This window comes from Rhodococcus sp. WAY2, assembly GCF_009859915.1.
Taxonomy (GTDB): domain Bacteria; phylum Actinomycetota; class Actinomycetes; order Mycobacteriales; family Mycobacteriaceae; genus Rhodococcus_F; species Rhodococcus_F oxybenzonivorans.
In genome coordinates, this window is record NZ_CP046572.1 from 1,322,300 (window position 1) to 1,341,623 (window position 19,324).

Here is a 19,324-nt window from a genome sequence, read left to right on the forward strand (position 1 = left end):
CGGGGGCCCCGGACGGCGCGGTGTCCACCCGCGCCGCACCGTCCGGGTCGTCACTGCCGACCACGACAAGCGCACGGACAGGCTTCACGCTGCCGATCTCGCGGTCCCCTCGAAGGAGTTTCGAACCTTTGAGCGTCGACGAGGGGGCAGCTGGGCGGCTACTGGCCGGAGGGCGCGCCAGCCGTGGTTCGCATCTCTATCGCAGAGAGGGCCGAGAACGTCAGGGTCCATTCGTTGCCGTGGTGCGGGAACTTCGCGGACATGATGGCGATGAGGTCTTGAGCATCCTTCGCTACGTCGTACGCGGCCGCGAATTCTTTGATGTAGGAACGGGTTTGTTGAATCATCCTGTCGACTGCGTAGTCGTCGCCGTCGGGTCGACGGTGTCCGGCGACGATCTTCCGCGGCTTCAGGTTCTCTACGATGTCGACGGTTTCGAGCCAGTTCGGCCAATCGTCGGCTGTCGACAACCCGAGCATGGGATGGATCTCGTTGTAGATCGCGTCGCCGGTCACAACAGTGTCGATGGCCGGTATGTGCACGATCGTGGTGGGGCTGATGTCGGCTTGTTCGACCTCGATGATCTTCAGTGGCGAGCCGTCGACGAAGAACGTGTCGCCGTCGAACGGCTCGGGAAGAGCGTCACCTGTCACGACCGCATCGCCGAACATCTGTCCAAACTGTTCGGCAAACTCTTCGCCGTTCTTTCTCATCTCCTCCACGATGTGCGGCAGCGCAATGCATTTCGCTTCGGGGAACCGTTCCATCAGCGGGCCGATCCCGAGGTAGTGGTCGGGATGTGCATGGGTAACGTAAATCGTAGTGAGTGTTTTCCCGGTGCGCTCGATGAGGTCGCCGAGGTCCCGGACGTCCTCTTTAAGATATTGGGCATCGATGAGTACTGCTTCGGTAGGACCGCTCACGATGGTGGACGTGGCGGGCGGAAAGGTGCCGGTATCCGGCCCCGGGAACGGGCTGGAAATTTCGAGCCACCTGCCGACGTACACCGTCGCGCGAATTGGCGGTGCGACCGCAGTGGGGTGAGCGTCGATGGTCATGTGTCCTCCAGATGTTCGGGGTTGGTTGACTTTGGCGGCCGTGGTCTGCCGGCCAGCGCTATGGAGAGTGTAATATCTATCACACTCAGAAAGCAAGGGGCCCAGGCCTTTTCGCGTATCTCGGGGACCTGAGCACGCACCGCTTTCGTGATGTTGCGTCACAGTGCCCGTCGGACAGAATGGTGAAGAGTCACCGAAGGTGGAACGGCAGAACGAAACTGCCCTTCTCAGGTTGGAAGTCACCACCGGCACGACTCCTTCGTCGACGGGTGTTCGTGCGTTCAGCGTCGCCCCCTGTGCCGGGCACGTCTATGTCGAGTAGAGGTCGTCGATCTGAGTGGCGTACCTTGTCGTGACATTCCTGCGTTTGATCTTCATCGTGGGTGTGAGCACGTCACTTCCGGGCAGCCAGTAATCCTCGACCACCCTGAACTTCTTGATCTGCTCCACCCTGGAAAGTTGAGAGTTTGCAAGGTCGACCCCGGCTGCAACCTCGGCGATAACGGCGGGATCGCTTGCCGATCTCCCGGCAGCCGCGTCGGGGTCGAGGGTGATCAACGCGACGTTGTACAGCCGTCCGTCACCGATACAGGCGACCTGCCCGATCAACGGGCTGCTCGACCGCAACCGTGACTCGATATTCGCCGGGGACATGTTCTTACCGGCCGCATTGATGATGATCTCCTTCTTGCGATCGACGATCCGCACGTAGCCGTCCTCGTCGACCGTCCCGATGTCACCGGTATGGAGCCACCCGTCTTTATCGATCGCCTCGGCGGTCTGGTCGGGCTTGTTCCGGTAGCCACGCATGACGGTCGCCCCACGGACGAGCAGCTCCCCGTCCTCGGCGACTTTCACCTCGATTCCGGGCAGGGGTAGCCCCACCGTGCCCTCCCGGATGGCGTCGCGCGGATTGACGGTGATGGCGAGGGACGTTTCGCTCATGCCCCACACTTCGCAGATGGGAATACCGATTGCCGAGAAGAACGCGAACACGTCGCGGGGAGTCGGGGCCGATCCAGAGAGGACCCAGTCTATCTTCTCCAAGCCCAGCATCCGACGAAACCTGTCGCCGATGAGCGCGGCCGCGACCGATGCCTGAATGTCGAAGATGCTGCCGAGAGAACGGTTTTCGCGTGCGGCCTGTGCCTTCTTGATCCCGATGTCGATGGCCCAGCGCAGCAGTGCGCGCCGTGCCCAGTTGGGGTCGGCCTCGAGCTGAGCCTCCACTTTGGCCTTGGCCTTCTCCCAGATACGGGGCACCGGCTGGAACACCGTCGGACGCACCTGCTCCACGACGTCCAGTATCTCGCCGCCGACCGGATGTGGCGTGACTGTGAATCCCCAGATAATCAGAGCGCAATAGTGCGCACCCCACCGATCACCGATGTGCGCGGAGGGAAGGAAGGAGACGAAGCGACCGCCCGGTGTGGTGGGCATTGCCTGTTGGAGCGCACGAACTTGACTCATCAGGTTGTGATGAGTGAGTTCCACACCCTTGGGTGGGCCTGTGGTGCCCGAGGTGTAGATGAGAGTCAGGAGGTCATCAGGAGCGACCGCCGACCACGTTGCGTTGAAATCGAAGTCCGGGTCGCCCGCTGCTTCCACGTCCTCGAGGCTGAGCGTCCCCTCCGGTGCGCCGTCGACCACGACGATCAGGTCGAGCGGGGTGCCGCCATCGCGCACGGCCACGAGGCGGTCGACGAACGCTCGCTCGGTGATCACGATCCGGTTTCCGGCATCACCAAACAGATATTCGATCTGATTGTGTGCGGACGTGTTGTAGATCGAGAACGGCAGGGCACCGAGGTGCATGGCGGCCAGGTCGACGATGTGGAACTCCGGCCGATTCGTGAGCATGATGCCGACGGTGTCGCCGCGCCGAACACCCAGCGCCGCCAAGCCGGCCGTCAGGCGTCGGACTCTCGACGAGAGTGCGGCGAACGTCAGTGAGACGCCTCCGTCGACAGTGCGCAGAGCGACTTGGTCGGCCCGCGCTGCCGCGGTGATCTGGAACGCCTCGCACAGGGTCGCAGCGTGTAGTGCGCGAGTAAACGCCTCGCCGGGATCGTTGGCGACTTCGAGTGCGTGCATGTGTGATTTCTGCCTCTCCATGTGATCGCCCGCTACCGTAGAGAGCGATCCCTACCATTTTAAAAGCCAATAGTGTCATTCGTCTGCCACGTCGGCTATTGCCGAGAACACGCGGCCCTCACCAGATCCGCCGAGTTCCTCGACGGCCTTGCTGAGCGTGTCCGCATTTCGACCGAAGATGCCGACAGCCCGGCAAGCGCAATCATCCGGGCTACCGACCACTCGATGTCGGATGAGCCGCCCGTGACAAGTAGGCGCGGAGCCGGAAAATGTTGATCGGGTCCAACTTTCGCCTCACACTCGAACATCGGCCACGACCACGCAAGCGCACCCAGACTTACGGGCAGGTCGGCGTGCGTAAAGGCATGGTTCTCGCCTTTTGCTGTTGCTCGAACGGGCCGACGGCCCGGGTCTGTGGGGGCACAGAGACCCGGGCCGGGATTACGGAGCGTTGGTCAGACTGTGGGTCGCTCGGTATTCAGCCCCTGGGATCGACCAACCCCACGATCTGGCCATCCGCGTTAAGACCGACCGTTTCGGTCCAGTCGTACGGGGATGATTTGTTGTCCTTCATCCACCGCTGCTCCGCCGGTGAGCGGAACGGCGGCGGAGTGAACCCGTCGACCCTCCACAGCTCGGCCGGCATCTCCCCGATGCTTATTTCCCAATCGTGTCCCCGGCCGTCGAGCCAAGGCCTGATGGTCTCGGTCAGCATGTCCATGATGAACTCCTGCATCACCTTGCCATCTATCGCTCGTGCAATGTGTTCCACCTGGAGGCGAACAAAGTTGTCGACGGCCTCGCCACCCCTGAACGCGTTCCTTTTCTCGACCTCGTAGAAGAACACGTCGCAGTAGAAGGCCGGCATTTCTGCCGCGTAGCGAGCTGTGATGGCCTTCGCGAAGTCCTCCTTGTCCTGGTCGGTGTAGGCCCCAACGGGGTGGTGGATTCTCCAAAACGGCATGACTATTTCTCCTTTTGATTGTGAAACGAGTGCTCACACTTGTGGTGGCCACGCCCAGATCGGACGAAACCTTGTAGTTCGGGATGCCGACCCCGCTCGCCGCGAGATCGCAAAACGCTGGGCATCTTGTCGAGGGCCTCATGCACCGATGTAGTTGCCGTCGCGGCGCTCGGGTTGTTTTCCTACCGCCGCAGCACCTCCGCGACGAGCTGAACGGCGGCGGGGAGAACCCGTTGATCTTCCGGATCGGCCGGCAACTCGCTGATGATCATTTTCCAGCCGTAGTCCCGCTCCGTACCCGCTTATTGCCAGGACCGCAGCGGGGTAGGCCCTAGATGTCAGACCGATGCCGGGGTGACCTTCTGCGCCAGGTGTTCGAGGAACCAGTCGCGTGCCGCGCCCGAGGAGAGCTCGAAGGGGTGACCGGTGTATGCGTCGAAGTGGCCGCCGGGGATCGAGACGAGACGTTTGGGTTCGGCCGCGGTCTCGAACGCCTCCTTGGCCCACTCGGCCGGCGTCACAATGTTGTCGTCCTCGGCAACCACCATCAGCAGCGGGGTAGGAGCGACGAACTTGAGGAACTGGCCTGGCTCGTAGTTCAGCTCCAACGAGCGCATCGTCACCTCGTTGCGCCACGCGGTCCCCTCGTAAGCCGAGAAGAACGCGTAGGCATCGGGCGTCGGTAGGGCTGCCGGCTGCGTCGGGTCCGCGGTGACCACCGGAATCATCGCCGGTGCCTCTCCTCGGGCTCGCGCGAGGCGATCGGCGGCCTGCCCGTCCCATGCCGCCTGCCAGAACTCCTCGGGCACACCCGCCTCGAATGCGCGCCGCATCGAGACCCCGGGCACCTGACCGCACACGGCCTTCACGCGGCGATCGATCGCCGCGACCACGAACGCGTTCCCGCCCGAGTAGCTCGAACCCCACACCCCGATCCGCGAGGCGTCGACCTCGGGCCGGTCCTGCGCGTACGTGATCGCGTGCTGGCAGTCGTGGATCTGGTCCCACGGGTCGATCTCCTGCCGCGGCTTGCCCGGAGCCGTGCCCGATGCACCGAACCCCCGGTGGTCATAGACCACGCAAGCGAACCCCGCGGCGGTGAACACCTCGGCGAAGGGTTCGAGACCCATCTCCTTGGTACACGAGAACCCGTGCGTCAAGATGATGCACGGCAGCTCTCCGGACGCGTCGTCAGGTCTGTAGAACCAGCCCCGCAGCGTCACTCCCTCAGCGTCGAACTCGATATCTTCACGCATCGGCTTCTCCATTCCAGTAGGTGTCTTGTGCATTGCCTGTTCAGGCAGTCGCCACGATCAGTTCTTCGGCGCTGTATGACGAGCTCCGGTTCTCCTCGAACCAGCGCCGCTCGACGGCCGACTCCGGCGGCGGGCAAAAATAAAATGGTCTCTTCAACGGTGTAGGCGTTCTACGGGGTGAATAGCTGCCACAGCGCGTTGGTGTGCTCCTTCTATCAGACGGGCGGAAAAGTGTGCAAAACCACATTGCGCTTGGGCTCGAGCATGCCCGCTGGGCCTGCTGCGGCACACGCGGGTATATACCTAGGTAGGTACCTGTTCAGGGGCCCATCGTCGCCACGGCCGCGAGGCGGTGGTGGTGCTGCCGTGCTGGAGCAACGGGTCATGGTCCGCCGAGAACGACGACGGGACGGGTGCTGCGGCTCGGTATTTAGTACTGCAACGACAGTTTGTGACCGGGACCGTTGTGGTAATTGATCCAATGTGCAGTCAGAGGTGCTGGAGTGGTCAGCGGGGTTCACCGCGTTCTGGGCGACCGGACTCGACCACTACCAGGTGCGTGCGTACTCGGCCTGGTACCGGCACATCACTTTGTCGATGACCGCGGCTGCCTTCCTGACGATCCTGCGCCGCGGCGCTCAAAAGGGGGATCTCCAGTCGGTGCCCGAGATCTAATACCCCTGACAGTCAACGAGATCCGGCGATTGTTTGGGGCGCGCCGCCTGTACGGTCGAACACGCCCTCGTGCATGACTGGCACTGGTCGAACTGGCGCCGCGCCAGCCAGTCAGGAGCGCGCGCCAGCCACTCCAAACACCCCAGGTGCTCGGCCATCGGCTGCATCGACCTGCGGCGCCCGTCGAGCATCAATCCGTGCGTACACCGCTGCTGTCGTCCACTGATCCCTGCGCGTAAGCGACGAGAACACCTCATCGACAAACGAATCGAGACGTTCACCGACATCTGTCAGGGCTGCGGTATCCACCGCGGCATCATCTCGAGAATCATGTCGAAACTCGAGCCCTCACGCCGGTGTCGTTCGAACCGCGCCCCCGGCACGGTAGCGACCAGCCCGTCTTGTGGAACCTCCGGACCGCCTATTCGACGACTGTCGGACGATCGCCGATGTGACGGTCACCGGCCGGTACGCCATTCGATGTGCGATCGGGGTCGGCCGGTGGGTCGGCGAACGTGGTAGACCGGCGGTTCGACATCTCTGGCTACCGAGCGCCGCACGGATCTCACGGGAGGCAGAAAGCGCTTGTGCCGGTACAGCTTCCCGAATCGCCGACGCGATCGGTGAGCATGCTGATCGCCGAGTGGGCGAGTTCGCCGATCGGAAGAACGCCAGCAAGCCGGAACCGTCCTTCGGCGAGGTCACATCCACGCCCAGGATCTCGCGGTGGCCCTCGGCGTTCACCCCGACCGCGACGGCTACTATCTCGCCGGCCATTCGGTTCTACAGAAGGCCATCGACGCAGAGATCATCACCTGGGACAAAGCGGTGTGGGCACCTGATGCTCGGGATCGAACCCGAGAATAAAGACGACCTACGTTCCCGCGAACTCGTGATCAGTTACATGGTCTCGAAGGACGGGCCGACGATCACCTCGCGGTACTCGTCGTAGGGCGCGGGGGTGAGCGTCGGCTGTACGAGACGCGCCTGCCCCTTCCATTATCGCCATTCGCCGCTACGATAGAGAACGATAACTATCGCGCAGGTATTGCGACCTCTACACTTGAACTTGACGCCAGATTCGACTATACAAAAATGGGATGCGAGTCACAATGCACGGCGAAGGAGAGGAAGCCTCGTGAAGGTTGCACGGAAGGTCGCCATCGTGACCGGCGGTGGAAACGGGATCGGCGGGGCGATCGCCGAACGTCTCGCCGAACGCGGTGCGCGGGTACTTGTGGCCGATCTGGACCCGAAAGCAGCAACCGCGGTTGCGGACCGCATCAATGAACGGCACCCCGGATCGGCTCTCGCGGAAGGTGTGGATATCGCAGACTCCGAGCAGATTCGGCGCGTCATCGAGCGGGCAGAGAGCGAATTGGGTCCGGTCGACCTCTACTTCGCCAACGCCGGGATCGGGGGAGCGCCGGGCCTTGACGCCGACGACGCCGCCTGGGATCGAGCCTTCGACGTCAACGTCCGTGCCCACATCCGCGCCGCCCAGCAGTTGGTGCCCATGTGGATCGAGCGCGGTGAGGGTTACTTCGTCACGACGGCGTCTGCAGCGGGCTTACTCACCCAGATCGGCTCCGCCACCTATGCAGTCACCAAGCACGCGGCCGTCGCATTCGCCGAATGGCTGTCGGTCACCTACGGAGACCGAGGAATCCGGGTGAGCTGCCTCTGCCCGATGGGAGTGGAGACGAAGTTGATGCGCTCGGGTGAAGACTCGGGGGACCCGCTCGGTGTTGCGGCCACACGGGCCGTGATCTCTGCGGGGGACGTGCTCCAGCCCGCGGAGGTCGCCGACATTGTGCTGGACGCCGTCGACCGGGAAACATTCCTGATCTTGCCCCACGAAAGTGTCCTCACCATGTACCGGCAGAAGAGTTCCGACTACGACCGCTGGCTGCGCGGGATGCGCCGCTACCAGAGCTCGCTGCTGGAACACGCATGACGGGTGCGCAACAGGATTTCGTGCTCGCCGAGCGCCGCGGACCTGTGCTGGTTCTGACGTTCAACCGGCCGTCGAAACTCAACGCCTGGACGGACGAACTCGAAGACCGCTATTTCGATCTGCTCGACGCAGCCGAAGACGACCCGGACGTACGTGCTGTCGTCGTGACCGGTGCCGGCCGCGGGTTCTGTGCTGGTGCCGACCTGACGGACCTGCAGGCGGTGGGTGATGTCACCGAGCTGCCGGATCGTCGGCCGCGTGACGTCCCGCTGCAGTTGCGCAAGCCGCTCATCGGTGCGGTCAACGGCGTCGCGGCAGGGCTCGGCATGGTCGAGGCGCTCTATTGTGATGTCCGGTTTGCTTCGCCGGCTGCGCGTTTCACCACCGCCTTCGCTCAGCGTGGGCTGATCGCCGAATACGGAATCTCGTGGATGCTGCCACGGTTGGTCGGACGAAGCCGCGCCGCGGATCTGCTGCTGTCGAGTCGGATGGTCGACGCAGAGGAAGCGCTGCGAATCGGACTCGTCGATCACCTGATCGTCGATGGAAACGTGCTCGCCGCGGCGGTGTCGTACGCCCAGCAGCTGGCCACGCAGTGCTCACCGACCTCGATGGCCGTGATCAAACAACAACTACAGACCGACGCGGACGGCGCCTACGCCGACTCCGTGTCCCGCGCGGAAGGTCTGATGTTCGACTCCTTCCGAGGCGAAGACCTCGTCGAGGGTGTACAGAGCCACCTCGACAAGCGCACACCCACATTTCCCTCCCTACCTACAAGGAGTTCCCGTGTCCCTGTTCGACATCTCTGACCGCGCGAAGAAGTACCAGGCAGATCTACTGGAGTTCATGGACTCCCACGTGTATCCCGCGGAGGCGGTGTACGAAGAGGAGATGCGCGAATCGGGCGATCCGCACTTCCAGCCGCCGATCCTCGAGGAGTTGAAGGCGGAGGCGCGTAGCCGCGGGTTGTGGAACCTCTTCCACCCTCATCCCGACTCCGGGCCGGGGCTGACGAACCTCGAGTACGCCCCGTTGGCGGAGATCATGGGCCGCAGCCACATCGCCCCGGAGGCGTTCAACTGCAACGCCCCCGACACCGGGAACATGGAAGTGCTCGAACTCTTCGGCACCGAGGAGCACAAGGAGAAGTACCTCAAGCCGCTGCTCGACGGGACGATGGCCTCGGCGTTCGCGATGACCGAGCCGGCGGTGGCAAGTTCCGACGCCACCAACGTCGAACTCTCGATGGTCCGCGACGGCGACGAGTATGTGCTCAACGGCCGGAAGTGGTTCGCCTCCAACGCGTTGCATCGCAACTGTAAGGTGCTCATCGTGATGGGCAAGACCGATCCGTCGGCGGCCCCGCACCGGCAGCAGTCGATGATGGTGGTCCCGATCGATGCCCCCGGTGTCACGGTGATGCGGGGACTGCCGGTGTTCGGATACCAGGACCGAGAGGGCCACGCGGAGATCGACTTCGCCGACGTCCGGGTTCCGGCCAAGGATGTGCTCAAGGGTGAGGGCGAGGGATTCGCGATCTCCCAGGCGCGACTGGGGCCGGGCCGGATCCACCACTGCATGCGATCGATCGGGATGGCCGAGCGGGCGCTCGAGCTGATGTGCCGGCGTGCGTCGTCGCGGGTGACGTTCGGGAAACCGGTCAGCGAGAACGCCAATATTCAGGATTGGATTGCCGAGGCCCGGATCGAGATCGAGATGATCCGATTGCTCACGTTCAAGGCGGCTCACCTCATGGACACGGTCGGGAACAAGGAGGCGCGCACCGAGATCGCGGCGATCAAGGTGGTGGGGCCGAACGTTGCGCTGAAGATCATCGATCGGGCGATCCAGGTGCACGGCGGCGCCGGGGTCACCGACGACTTCCCGCTCGCCATGGCCTGGGCGCACCAGCGCACACTGCGACTGGCGGACGGCCCCGACGAGGTCCACAAGCGGTCCATCGCGCGCCAGGAACTCCGCCGGTACCGCGATGCGGCGCCGGCGCCGGCGTCCTCGACCAACGGCCACAAGGTTGCGGTGAGCTGAGATGACCGGACTCGACCTCACCGGACGCACCGCCATTGTTGCCGGCGCCTCGCGGGGCATCGGCCTCGCGGCCGCCCAGGCCATCGCCGCCGCCGGCGCGAACGTGGTGCTCACCTCTCGGTCGCAGGACTCGGCGGACGCCGCCGCAGCACAGGTCGGGGGCACCGCGATCGGCGTTGCCGCCCATGCCGTCGACGAGGACGCGGCCCGGCGGTGCATCGATCTGACCCTCGAGCGGTTCGGCAGTGTGGACATCCTCGTCAACAACGCGGGAACGAACCGTGCGTACGGTCCGATCATCGACCAGGACCACGAGCGCTTTACCAAGACCTTCGATATAAACGTGTGGGCGCCGGTGCTGTGGACGGGGCTCGCCACAAAGGCGTGGATGGGTGAGCACGGCGGCGCCGTCGTCAACACCGCCTCCATCGGTGGGATGGCGGCCGAGGCGAATATCGGCGTGTACAACGCGTCGAAGGCGGCGCTCATTCACCTCACGAAACAACTGGCACTGGAACTTTCCCCGAAGGTGCGGGTCAACGCCGTCGCCCCCGGCGTGGTGCGGACCAAGCTCGCCGAGGCACTGTGGAAGGAACATGAGTCGGCGGTGTCCGCCTCAACGGCCCTCGGGCGGATCGGTGAACCCGAGGACATCGGCTCGGCTGTCGCGTTCCTCGTCTCCGACGCAGCCAGCTGGATCACCGGCGAAACTCTGGTCATCGACGGCGGGCAGGTGCTCGGTGACGTTCTCCCGTTCCGGCAGGAGGTCCAGCTCGGTGTCTAGCGTGGGTATCGTCGGAATCGACACCGCCGCCGTGGCCCGATGGTTGCACACCACGGGCGTCGATTACACGGGCACACTGACTTTCGACCGGATCGGTCTCGGTCAGTCGAACCTCACCTACCTCGTTCGCGACAGCGTCGGTGGGCGGTGGGTGCTGCGGCGCCCACCGCTGGGGCACCTTCTCGCGTCGGCACACGACGTGGCCCGTGAGGCCCGAATACTCTCCGCACTGCAGGACACCGCGGTGCCGACCCCGCGGGTGTTCGGCTTCACCGAAGACCCGGCGGTCACCGACGTGCCGCTGCTGCTGATGGAGTTCGTCGAGGGGCAGGTGGTCGACCGGATGTCGGAGGCGCAGGCGCTGACACCCGAGCGACGGCGGGCGATCGGCCTGTCCCTACCCCGCACGCTCGCGAAGATTCATGCGGTCGACCTCGAGCAGACCGGGCTGATCGATCTGGCCAGCCACAAGCCGTATGCGCAGCGTCAACTCAAACGGTGGGCGGGGCAGTGGGAGCAATCGAAGACCCGCGAGTTGCCCGCCCTCGACGATCTGACGCGTCGGCTCGTCGAGTCTGTGCCCGAACAACACGAGCTGACATTGGTGCACGGGGACTTTCATCTCCGCAACGTCATCACGTCCACTGACACCGGCGACGTCACCGCGGCACTCGACTGGGAATTGTGCACCCTGGGCGATCCGCTCGCCGATCTCGGCAGTCTGCTCGCCTACTGGCCCGAGCCCGGCGAGACGTTCGGTGGTGATTTCCCGGCTTCGACGCTCGACGGCTTTCCCGACCGAGCCGAGATCGCCCAGGTGTATTTCGACGAGACCGGGCGCGATCCGAAAGACCTCGGGTTCTGGCATGCGCTCGGAATGTGGAAGGTCGCGGTCATCGCCGAGGGTGTCATGCGTCGGGCGCGAGATGAACCGCAGAACAAAGCAGCAGCAGGAACGCCGACGGTGGAGCGTATCGACGCGCTCGTGGAAAAGGCGTGCGACATAGCAACCCGAGCCGGAATCTGACTCGGGTTCTGGGCTGGCAAGTGATGACTACCAAGACCACGCCGTTGGTCAGCGGTGTTCTCGAAAAAGCACTGTTCACCTGCAGGAGAACAGGTTTCTCGTTCACCTCGACAGGTTTGAGGCATTACTCGGATGGTAGCCACCGAAGTTGAGTGGGAGACCGCCGAATGGAGTCGGTCCGCTGTTCAACACGGACCGACTCCATTCGTCAATCGATCAATTTCCACCGAACGACTACGACACGCGCTATCTTGAACAGCGCGCCCACCGCCGCCTCGATACTCGAGATGGCCTGAACGAAGTCTCCACTTGATCCAGGGCGGATCAATCCGCATATCGGACATTCAGGGCGATCACAGCTATGCACACATGTCTAGACGCCACCGCAGAGTGAGAGAGACCAATGACGAACCGGCACAACATACCTAAAACGGACGAAGTAGCGAGAAGACGAAAAATTCGCGGCCTGGCCGCCGCGTCCACGGGAACAATCGTCGAGTACTACGACTTCACCGTGTACGCCTATCTTGCAGTGGTAGTGGCTCCGTTGTTTTTCCCCGGAAGCGATCCGACTGCTGCATTGTTGGCCAGCCTGGCCGTTTTTGCGTCGGCTTACCTCATGCGTCCTCTAGGCGGCATCTTCTTCGGTCGAATAGGCGACCGCAGCGGGCGGAAGACGGTGCTGCTGCTGTCCGTGCTGCTTATGGGAGCATCAAGTCTCTTGATGGCCTTTCTTCCGACGTATGAGACCGCAGGCATTGTCGCGCCCATTCTGCTCGTGCTTGCCCGCCTCGCTCAGGGATTCTCGGCCGGCGGCGAATTCGGCGGCGCCATGACGTATGCCTACGAGATAACAGGACCGAAACGGAAAGGGTTGGCGGCATCCTTCGTCTTCCTGGGTGTAACTGGGGGTTTTGCGCTAGCTGCAATCTGCGTTGGTTCGGTGTCGAGCCTGCTGTCCGCGTCGCAGATGGCGTCGTGGGGTTGGCGCATCCCGTTCCTGTTGGGCGTTCCCCTTCTTGCGATCTGTCTATGGGCTAGAAGCAAAATCGACGATAGTTCCGAGCACGAAAAGTCTATTCAGGATGGCGCGGTGGAGAACTCTCCACTTCTGACATTACTCAAGACACAGACCGTGAGAGTCCTTCAATCTCTTGGTCTTTCGATCCCCGCCAGCGCCTGCCTGTATATGGTTTTCACCTACCTCGGTATACATCTCGCGAGGGAAAATGATCTGGGGACCAGCGAAGTTGCATGGATCTCAGCAGGCATCATCGCCTGCATTACTATCCTGATGCCAGTGTACGGGTTGATCACCGACCGTGTCGGGGCGCTCAAGGCCTATACAGGTGGGATTATCGCGTGCATCGTGTTGGTCTTCCCGGTTCTCCACCTGACAGCGACGGGAAGTCGAACTGTTGCGGTCGGTTCCTTCCTGGTGTTTGGACTGGCAATGGCGATAGTGGTCGTAGCCGCATCGGCTGTCTTGCCATCTCTATTCGACTCGCGCACACGAGTAACCGGTGTCGCTCTGGCCAATAACTTCGCGAATCTCGTGACCGGCGGAACGGCGGCCTACGTATCCACATGGCTGATCCGAGAAACCGGCAGCGCTGTATCCCCTGGATTCTTTATCACTGCTTCCTGCTTCTTCGGTTTCGTTGCTCTGCTCTCGATCAGGAGAGCAGCATCGACGATCAAGAACTCCCAAGTCATGCAGTCCGTGCCTGCATCTTCGGTCGACTTATGACTTCTACACCGTTCGTGCGTGGGGCGAAGGACGCATCTGTCTTCGACCGTCGAACGAGGAGAACCGCAAAGGCACTGACGAGCGTGGGACTGCCCCGGCCGTCGCCGACGAACTAAAGGGCGGTACGCGCACGAACTGCGAAATTCCGGTCTGACGTATCTCGGGTGTCGATATGCCGGAACAACGCCGACTCCGCCTCGCTCTGGTCGGGAATGTAGTTGCGGGTCAGTAGATTGATTCGATCGCGGTGCTGACCACAGATTTTCCGCGAGCGAGTTGTCGAAGCTGTCTCCGACGTTGCCGGTGGACGGGGCGATGCCGGCGTCCACGAGCCTCTGTGTGAACCGCAGCGCCCTGAGGCGGTCCCTCGAGGTGGCGTGCCACCTCGAGGGACGCACGACAGCGATACGTTTCGACATCCTGGCCTTCGCCTCTCAGTGCGACTAGGTCTTGATGAGCGGAAAGACAGATGCATGTGCTAACTAGTTGATGTGAAATGGTCGTGATTGATGTCCGCGAACGTACTAGCTCCGCCTGTCACCGGTAGTGCCCGTAGCCCTGCTCTCATCACCGCGACGCTCGCCGGATGCGGCGTGATCTGCTCGTTCATGCAGACGCTCATGATCCCGCTCGTACCCGAACTTCCGCGGTTGCTCTCGACGAGCCCTTCCAATGCGTCGTGGATCGTTACCACCACGCTCCTGGCGGGCGCCGTCTTCACTCCGATCTCGGGACGCCTCGGCGACATCTTCGGTAAGAAACGGGTGGCGCTCGTCCTGCTCAGCGCGATCCTGGTCGGCTCGCTCCTGGCGGCAGTGACTACCACCCTTATACCGATGATCGTGGGTCGAGCCTTCCAGGGTGCCGGCCTGGGCATGATCCCGCTGGGAATCGGCATGCTGCGCGATACCATCCCGCCCGAGCGGCTGGGCCGGTCCGTTGCGTTGATGAGCTCCACACTGGGAGTGGGTGCGGCCGTGGGAATGCCGCTGTCGGCGTTCGCTGCTCAGCATTACAACTGGCACATGTTGTTCTGGATGTCGGGGGCGCTCAGCGTCCTCGGTGCGGGTGCGCTGTGGGTGATCGTGCCGGCGGGTCCACGGCATCGGGACATGCGCTTCGACGTTGCGGGGGCACTCGGGTTGGCCGTCGGGCTCACGGGACTGCTGCTGGCGGTCTCCAAGGGCAGTGATTGGGGCTGGGCCGCCGCGCCGACCCTCGTCTGCGCCCTGGGAGGACCACTCGTGCTGGTGGTCTGGGGGCGATACCAATGGCGCTCACGTAGTCCGCTCGTCGATCTACGCGTCAGCATCCGTCGTCCGGTGCTGCTGACGAATCTCGCGTCGATCGCTGTCGGTTTCGGCCTGTTCGCGTCGTCGGTGGTGCTGCCGCAATTACTCGAGATGCCCGCCGTCACCGGGGTCGGGCTGGGGCAGTCGATGGTGGTGGCGAGCTTGTGCATGGTCCCGACCGGTCTGATCATGATGGCCGTCTCGCCGCTCGCCGCACGGGTCTCCGAGGCCCGCGGGCCCCGCACCAGTCTGATCATCGGCGCTGCAACGATCGCGGCCGGTTATGGTGTGGCACTGGTGTTGATGACGCAGGTGTGGCACATCGTGCTCGTCGGCTGCTTCATAGGTGTCGGGATCGGTTTCGCGTATGCGGCGCTGCCGACACTCATCATCCACTCGGTTCCAGAGCATGAGACTGGTGCCGCCAACGGCTTGAACACCTTGATGCGGTCGATCGGTACCTCCACCGCCAGTGCTGTCGCCGCCGTGCTCCTCGCGCAGAATGTGGTGGCGGTGGGCGGCCACGAGTACACCACCGCAACTGGTTTGCGGCTTGCTTTCGCGGCGGCTGGACTCGCGGCGTTGGGAGCACTCGCCATCGCCTGGTTCCTGCCGCGGCGCGAAAGGAGTATCCCGACGCAAGCGTCGCAGTCACCTGATATGTGCACAGAAACTTGCAGGTAAGCAGCGAAGTCGCCCGACTCTTGCTGGAATAAGCCTGCGATGGGCTGGTGCCGAACTGCGCCGGGTCAACGGCGTATTGCGCGCGGTGAGTGTGCCGGCTGTCAGCTCTTGTCGGTGGCTTCCCGCATGGAGGGGTGGTGCTCAATGCGCAACCCATTGCACCACAACCGCGTCGCGGTGTAGACGAGCTCCTCGAAGTCGACCCTTTCGTTGAGCACGAAGGTGGAGAACGCAATCCTGCTCGTCATACCGGAGAGCGCGCGCGAGGCCATCACGGAATCGAGGTCGGGATCGGCAAGACCTCGCGCCTGGAGATCCTTGATCCCAGAAGCGTTGCGTTCGATGAAGACCCGGCTGCGAGCCTGCCGCAACTCCCGGACATTGGGATCGATGTTCGCCACCTGCTCGAGCAGCTGCATGAGCTTCGCGTTGCGGCGGTAACTTTCGAAATAGGCTCGATTGCTCGCCTCGATGATCGCGGCCGGGTCATCGACCCCATCGACGTGCTCCATCCCGGGGTGGAGCATCTCGTTCTTCGTCGCTTCCATGACAGCGGCGAAGATTTCCTCCTTGTCGTTGAAGTACGTGTAGAAGGTCCCCGTGGAGCAGCCGGCTTCGGCGGTGATGTCGGTCAGCCGAGCGGCGAGATAGCCGTCGCGCTCGAAGATGACCCGCGCAGCGTCGACAAGGGCTTGGCGGGTGCGGATGCCCCGGCGTGTCACCGGTGGCCTGCGAGCAGTGTCTTCGTTCACGGACGTCCTTAGGGCGTTGGTAGTCGTCGTCGGGTGAACCATCCGCGAAATTCTGACCGGCTCCGGATAGATCGATGCGCACGTGTGGTGGATGCCGTTTTTCGTGCGGCGCCGTTGGATGCCGATGCCGATACTGATGCCGATGACGCCGGGCCGGCGCATTCGCGGCCGATCAGCATCGGTAGCGAGTCGTGCAGTGCAGGTCGATCTGTGGCGGTCCGCTGCACCCTTTCGCCGGCCACGCGCTCGACACCGCATCAGTGACAAGGATGGAACTGGGATCGTGTTCTTCAGGGCCGGTACACCGTAGGGTCTTCGGCGCACGCGCGCTCTTTGCGCCCCGTCGGGGTATCCGCACACCGGTGCACCTTCGAGTATCACCTCTTCTGCCTGATGGGCCCGGACCACTGCGACTAATTCGGCGTTCACGTCGTCTGTGTGGTCGGCAGGTATGTCCTAGCTGTGACGCGGCTGAGGGGCGGATCGCGCGGCCTGACCAACGCGATAGGGATGCCTGCGGCGCCGGTCCGCGCGTATTGACCGGGTGTCCCTGATACGTCCGGAGCTGGATGCTCAGTCGGAGAGACGGGGATAGTCGGTGTAGCCGCGCTCGTCGCCGCCGAAGAAGGTGGCGTGGTCCAGGGTGTTGAACGATCCACCGGTGGCGAGGCGGGGGGCCGGGGTTAGCCAGGAACAGTCCGCCGAAGGAGATCATGTCAGTGGTGCCGTCCTCGATTAGTGACAGCTCGCTCGTACCTGTGACCGCGTTCGAGGTGGAAAGGTTGAGGATGAACGTGCCGTTGAACCGCTTGCGCGGATCGAGAGTGAGGCCAACGATAGAGAGCGATCCCTTTCATGTCAACGATCCGCGGCGCCAGCACGTTCGTGGACGCCACCGCGGGGCTGCTCTCCGGGCGCAGCTGTCGCCAACTTCGGTGACAGCCGTTATCGAATCCTACAGTCCGGCAACATGTGTCAAGAAGGCTCGTCGACGGGTTGCCGGTCGGCGCAGCCGACCATTCGAAGGGCAAGTTCGACGTAGCGCGCCGCGATAATGCGTGGGTCGGAGTAGGTGTGGGAGGGGAACCACCTGCTGACGTCGATGCCGAGGGACGTGATTGCCAGCGCGGCGGCCTCGATGTCGAAGGGGTGGAAGTCGCCTGCCGTTGCGCCGGCTTCGATGATCCGCTTGAACACTTTCGTGGTGGACCGGCGGATGTCGGCAATGATTGCGAAGTGCACAGGCGAGAGCGAGCGTAGTTCGTACTGCCCAACCCGGGCGCTGGCGCGGTTGTCGGCGTGCCAGATCACGTAGGCCGTCACGGTGGACGTGAGCCGGTCGGGCGCCGCGACGTCGGGGCGATCAGCGGCGGTGATGGCCGCCAGTACCGCATGGTGGCCCTCGAGGCTGATGGCGTAGAGAAGGGATTCCTTGGTCTTGTAGTGCGGGTATACGGCTCCTGGGCTCATGTCGAGGCTGGCGGCGATCTCCCGGGTAGTGGCGGCGCCGTACCCCTTGGCGGCGAACACCTCGATGGCCGCGGCGCGTATCCGCGCAGCGGCTTTCGAGGTACCTAGTTCGCTGACCGCTCCGGTCAGTGGTGCGTCCGTCACACTGTTGCCTCTCGGTTGGCGGGGGTTGACAGGTCTCCTCCGACACCGTCAGTATATGCAGACGCATAGTAAATATGCGGTTGCATATTTTTGGCTAAATAGCTTCCCCATCACCGTCGCCAGACGACCCGTATCCAGGAGTTCCTCATGCCCGAGGCTGTCATCGTTTCCATCGCCCGTTCGCCGATCGGTCGCGCCATGAAGGGATCGCTCAAGAGCATGCGCCCGGACGACCTGGCCGCGCAGATGGTGCAGGCGGCGCTCGACAAGGTGCCCGCCCTCGATCCCACCGACATCAACGACCTGATCCTGGGTTGCGGGCTGCCCGGCGGTGAGCAGGGCTTCAACATGGGCCGCAACGTCGCCGTGCAGTTGGGCTACGACTTCATTCCGGGCACCACCATCACCCGCTACTGTTCCTCCTCTTTGCAGACCACCCGCATGGCGTTGCACGCGATCAAGGCCGGTGAGGGTGATGTGTTCATCTCCGCCGGTGTCGAGACGGTGTCCCGGTTCACCGCGGGCAGCTCCGACTCGCTGCCCGACACCCAGAACCCGCTCTACGCCGACGCCCAGGCCCGCACCGAGAAGCTCGCCCAGGGCGGCCAGCAGTGGGTCGACCCCCGCGAGGAGGGCCTGGTCCCGGACACCTACATCGCGATGGGCCAGACCGCGGAGAACGTCGCCCAGATCACCGGCATCACCCGCGAGGAACAGGACCGGTGGGCGGTGCGCTCGCAGAACCGGGCCGAGGCCGCCATCAACAGTGGTTTCTTCGAGCGCGAGATCACCCCGGTGACGCTGCCCGACGGCACCGTGGTGTCGAAGGACGACGGCCCCCGCGCCGGCACCACCTACGAGGCGGTCAGCCAGCTCAGGCCGGTGTTCCGGCCGGACGGCACCGTGACCGCCGGTAACGCGTGCCCGCTCAACGACGGCGCCGCCGCCCTGGTGATCATGTCCGACACCAAGGCCAAGGAGCTGGGGCTGACCCCGCTGGCCCGGATCGTGTCCACCGGGGTGTCCGGGCTTTCGCCGGAGATCATGGGGTTGGGCCCGATCGAGGCCACCAAGCGGGCCCTGGCCATCGCCGGGATGGGTATCTCCGACATCGACCTGTTCGAGATCAACGAGGCGTTCGCGGTGCAGGTCCTCGGGTCGGCGCGGAAACTCGGCATCGACGAGGACAAGCTGAACGTCTCCGGCGGTGCGATCGCTCTCGGTCACCCGTTCGGCATGACCGGTGCCCGGATCACCGCGACCCTGCTGAACAACCTGCAGTCCAGCGACAAGCAGTTCGGCGTCGAAACCATGTGCGTCGGCGGCGGCCAGGGCATGGCCATGGTCCTCGAACGCCTCAGCTGAGAA

The 19,324-nt window shown here is 63.6% G+C and carries 15 protein-coding genes and 4 pseudogenes; 11 read left to right on the plus strand and 8 right to left on the minus strand.

Going from position 1 to position 19,324, the window contains the following annotated elements; genetic code table 11:
* Nucleotides 1–158: 158 nt before the first annotated feature.
* From GFS60_RS06225 to GFS60_RS06240, 4 genes are all read right to left on the minus strand, one after another.
* Complete coding sequence (locus GFS60_RS06225; protein ID WP_159926921.1) at nt 159–1,058, minus strand: MBL fold metallo-hydrolase; 900 nt, start codon at nt 1,056–1,058, stop codon at nt 159–161.
* 309 nt (nt 1,059–1,367) lie between these two features.
* On the minus strand, nt 1,368–3,152 hold the full coding sequence (locus GFS60_RS06230; protein WP_159919689.1) for an AMP-dependent synthetase/ligase: 1,785 nt from the start codon (nt 3,150–3,152) through the stop codon (nt 1,368–1,370).
* Between the two features lie 478 nt (nt 3,153–3,630).
* Nucleotides 3,631–4,116: a tautomerase family protein gene (locus GFS60_RS06235; protein ID WP_159919691.1), complete on the minus strand. Its 486-nt coding sequence runs from the start codon at nt 4,114–4,116 to the stop codon at nt 3,631–3,633.
* 338 nt (nt 4,117–4,454) lie between these two features.
* On the minus strand, nt 4,455–5,372 hold the full coding sequence (locus GFS60_RS06240) for an alpha/beta hydrolase (RefSeq protein ID WP_159919693.1): 918 nt from the start codon (nt 5,370–5,372) through the stop codon (nt 4,455–4,457).
* A 534-nt stretch (nt 5,373–5,906) separates the two neighbouring features.
* Here GFS60_RS06240 and GFS60_RS06245 point away from each other — a divergent pair.
* Nucleotides 5,907–6,047: pseudogene (locus GFS60_RS06245) on the plus strand (IS701 family transposase); the annotation flags it as partial.
* 140 nt (nt 6,048–6,187) lie between these two features.
* On the opposite strand, the pseudogene GFS60_RS40305 reads toward GFS60_RS06245, so the two are convergent.
* A pseudogene (locus GFS60_RS40305) lies at nt 6,188–6,356 on the minus strand (transposase); the annotation flags it as partial.
* A gap of 347 nt (nt 6,357–6,703) precedes the next feature.
* A pseudogene (locus tag GFS60_RS06250) lies at nt 6,704–6,800 on the minus strand (hypothetical protein); the annotation flags it as partial.
* Here GFS60_RS06250 and GFS60_RS38555 point away from each other — a divergent pair.
* The 9 genes and pseudogenes from GFS60_RS38555 (at nt 6,774) to GFS60_RS06290 (ending at nt 15,590) form a co-directional block, all read left to right on the plus strand.
* Nucleotides 6,774–6,914, plus strand: coding sequence for a hypothetical protein (locus GFS60_RS38555; protein ID WP_201453671.1), 141 nt, complete (start codon nt 6,774–6,776; stop codon nt 6,912–6,914). The pseudogene GFS60_RS06250 and the gene GFS60_RS38555 sit on opposite strands and share 27 nt — an antisense overlap.
* 271 nt (nt 6,915–7,185) lie before the next feature.
* Nucleotides 7,186–8,004 (plus strand): SDR family oxidoreductase, encoded by an 819-nt coding sequence (locus tag GFS60_RS06255; protein ID WP_159919695.1) that lies wholly within the window; start codon nt 7,186–7,188, stop codon nt 8,002–8,004.
* Nucleotides 8,001–8,816 carry an enoyl-CoA hydratase-related protein gene (locus GFS60_RS06260; protein ID WP_159919697.1) on the plus strand — a complete coding sequence of 272 codons (816 nt, stop codon included), beginning with the start codon at nt 8,001–8,003 and terminating at the stop codon, nt 8,814–8,816. The genes GFS60_RS06255 and GFS60_RS06260 overlap by 4 nt, the downstream gene beginning before the upstream one ends.
* Entirely contained in the window at nt 8,794–10,053 is a 1,260-nt protein-coding gene (locus tag GFS60_RS06265; RefSeq protein WP_159919699.1) for an acyl-CoA dehydrogenase family protein, read from the plus strand. Before GFS60_RS06260 ends, GFS60_RS06265 begins: the two co-directional genes overlap by 23 nt.
* 1 nt (nt 10,054) lies before the next feature.
* Entirely contained in the window at nt 10,055–10,837 is a 783-nt protein-coding gene (locus tag GFS60_RS06270) for an SDR family oxidoreductase (RefSeq protein ID WP_105423796.1), read from the plus strand.
* Nucleotides 10,830–11,864 carry a phosphotransferase family protein gene (locus tag GFS60_RS06275; protein ID WP_159919701.1) on the plus strand — a complete coding sequence of 345 codons (1,035 nt, stop codon included), beginning with the start codon at nt 10,830–10,832 and terminating at the stop codon, nt 11,862–11,864. The genes GFS60_RS06270 and GFS60_RS06275 overlap by 8 nt, the downstream gene beginning before the upstream one ends.
* A gap of 2 nt (nt 11,865–11,866) precedes the next feature.
* A pseudogene (locus GFS60_RS40310) lies at nt 11,867–12,177 on the plus strand (hypothetical protein); the annotation flags it as partial.
* 90 nt (nt 12,178–12,267) lie between these two features.
* Nucleotides 12,268–13,614 carry an MFS transporter gene (locus GFS60_RS06285; RefSeq protein ID WP_159919703.1) on the plus strand — a complete coding sequence of 449 codons (1,347 nt, stop codon included), beginning with the start codon at nt 12,268–12,270 and terminating at the stop codon, nt 13,612–13,614.
* Nucleotides 13,615–14,123: 509 nt separating this feature from the next.
* Complete coding sequence (locus GFS60_RS06290; RefSeq protein ID WP_159919705.1) at nt 14,124–15,590, plus strand: MFS transporter; 1,467 nt, start codon at nt 14,124–14,126, stop codon at nt 15,588–15,590.
* A gap of 101 nt (nt 15,591–15,691) precedes the next feature.
* On the opposite strand, the gene GFS60_RS06295 is transcribed toward GFS60_RS06290, so the two are convergent.
* Together GFS60_RS06295 and GFS60_RS06300 are read right to left on the minus strand one after the other, a co-directional pair.
* The gene (locus GFS60_RS06295; RefSeq protein ID WP_159919707.1) at nt 15,692–16,342 is read right to left on the minus strand and encodes a TetR/AcrR family transcriptional regulator; all 651 of its coding nucleotides are present in this window, start codon (nt 16,340–16,342) and stop codon (nt 15,692–15,694) included.
* 975 nt (nt 16,343–17,317) lie between these two features.
* On the minus strand, nt 17,318–17,956 hold the full coding sequence (locus tag GFS60_RS06300) for a TetR/AcrR family transcriptional regulator (protein WP_159919709.1): 639 nt from the start codon (nt 17,954–17,956) through the stop codon (nt 17,318–17,320).
* A 147-nt stretch (nt 17,957–18,103) separates the two neighbouring features.
* Between GFS60_RS06300 and GFS60_RS06305 the strand changes: the two genes are divergently transcribed.
* Nucleotides 18,104–19,321 (plus strand): acetyl-CoA C-acetyltransferase, encoded by a 1,218-nt coding sequence (locus GFS60_RS06305; RefSeq protein ID WP_159919711.1) that lies wholly within the window; start codon nt 18,104–18,106, stop codon nt 19,319–19,321.
* The last annotated feature ends 3 nt before the right edge of the window (nt 19,322–19,324 follow it).